The organism is Arthrobacter sp. JCM 19049 (assembly GCF_001310435.1).
This window is the reverse complement of record NZ_BAXF01000407.1, coordinates 1-1,979: the sequence shown is the minus strand read 5'-3', so window position 1 is coordinate 1,979 and position 1,979 is coordinate 1. Positions and strand designations below refer to the sequence as shown.

General features: G+C 67.2%; 1 protein-coding gene and 2 pseudogenes. All 3 read right to left on the bottom strand.

All coding sequences use genetic code 11. From position 1 onward, the window contains the following. Positions 1 to 248, bottom strand: a pseudogene (locus tag JCM19049_RS20840) (hypothetical protein); the annotation flags it as partial. Between the two features lie 112 nt (positions 249 to 360). After that, a pseudogene (metK, locus tag JCM19049_RS12745) lies at positions 361 to 1,562 on the bottom strand (methionine adenosyltransferase). 100 nt (positions 1,563 to 1,662) lie between these two features. Next, positions 1,663 to 1,979, bottom strand: a 317-nt coding sequence (locus JCM19049_RS12740; RefSeq protein ID WP_279403164.1) for a phosphopantothenoylcysteine decarboxylase, incomplete at its 5' end; no start/stop codon positions are given.

The window sequence follows — 1,979 nt, the reverse complement described above, 5'->3', positions numbered from 1 at the left end:
GCCTGGCGCACGACGTCCCACAGCGTGCCGGCGTAGCGTTCGGCCACCAGTTCGGCGGTGGCCAGCACCTCGGGGTAGAGCACCCGGGTTTCGGAAATGAGCTTGCCCAGTTCCCGCACCTTGAACCCGGGGTCCGCGTCCGGGATCAGCTCGGTGATGAACCGTCCAGCTGGCGCCCGCCAAAGGGCACCTTGACCCGCATCCCGGGCTGCACCTTTCGCGCAGCGAGGCCGGCACGCTGTAGTCAAAGGGCCGGTCCAGGTGCGGGACGGGGGAATCAATCAGCACCCGGGCCAGCAGCGGTATGCGCTGCGGCTCGGGTGCTGATATCAGGGCTTCTTGTTCCACGGGGCCTGCGGGCTACGCGTTGAACCAGGAGCGCAGCGCATCCACCTTGTCGGTGCGCTCCCAGGTGAAGTCCATGTCGTCGCGGCCGAAGTGGCCGTGCGCGGCGGTCTTCTGGTAGATCGGGCGCTTCAGGTCCAGGTCCTCGATGATGCCCAGCGGGCGCAGGTCGAAGATCTCGCGGATGGCACGGGTGATTTCGGCCGGGTCCACGGTCTCGGTGCCGAAGGTTTCCACGTACAGTCCCACCGGGGTGGCCACGCCGATGGCGTAGGCGACCTGGACCTCGGCGCGCCGGGCCAGGCCGGCGGCGACGATGTTCTTAGCCACCCAGCGCATCGCGTACGCGGCCGAGCGGTCCACCTTGGACGGGTCCTTGCCGGAGAACGCGCCGCCGCCGTGGCGGGCGAAGCCGCCGTAGGTGTCCACGATGATCTTGCGTCCGGTCAGCCCGGCGTCCCCGACCGGCCCGCCGATGATGAACGGCCCGGAGGGGTTCAGGATGATCTCGGTGTTGGAGGTGTCCAGCCCGGACTTGGAGATCACCGGGGTGACCACCTCCTCCAGCAGGTCGGCCTTCAGGGTTTCCAGCTCGTATTCGGCCGCGTGCTGGCTGGAGACGACCACGGTGTCGATCGACACCGGCTTGTCCCCGTCGTAGCCGATGGTCACCTGGGTCTTGCCGTCGGGGCGCAGCAGCGGCAGCCGGGCGTTCTTGCGCACCTGGGTGAGCCGCTCGGAGAGGCGGTGGGCCAGGAAGATCGGGGTGGGCATCAGCGACTCGGTTTCATCCGAGGCGTAGCCGAACATCAGCCCTGGTCCCCGGCGCCTGCATGTCGCGCGGGTCCTTGGCGGTGCTGGCGGGACTCCAGGGAGTTGAACACCCCGTCGTGGATTTCCTGGGACTGCTGGCCGATGGAGACCGACACCCCGCAGCGGGCTCCGTCAAAGCCGTTGGCCGAGGAGTCGTAGCCGATGTCCAGGATGGTGCGGCGCACGATCTCCGGGATTTCCACGTACCCGTTGGTGGTCACCTCGCCGGCCACGTGGACCAGCCCGGTGGTGGTCAGGGTTTCCACCGCCACCTTCGAGTTCGGGTCCTGGGCGAGCATGGCGTCCAGGATGGCGTCGGAGATCTGGTCGCAGATCTTGTCCGGGTGTCCCTCGGTCACTGATTCCGAGGTAAACAGGCGTAGTTCAGGGGTTGTTGAAGTCACCTTGTTACTCTATCTGGTCGTGTCGACCTTTGTCCTTCGTTGCGTCCTTGGGTGAATGGCTGTGACATGGTGCTGGTCACCATGTGACGGGCCGATGACGCTATATTGCGCCGGCCAGCTGTTCGATGACGCGCCGCGCCACCTCCAGCTTGCTTCCGGCGGTGGAAACCGCCTCGCGCCCGTCGGCGAACAGGATCGTGGCCTCGTTCGTCTCCGCGCCAAACGTCTTGCTCTGCCCGACCTCGTTGACCACCAGCATCTCGCAGCCCTTCTTGACCAGTTTGGCCCGGCCGTAGTCCAGCACGCTGCCGTGCTCGTCCCCGGTTTCGGCGGCGAAGCCGACCACGGTGCGCGGCAGCGTCTGGTCTGGGCGCGGGCGGCGACCAGTTCGGCCAGGATGTCCGGGTTGCGCACCAG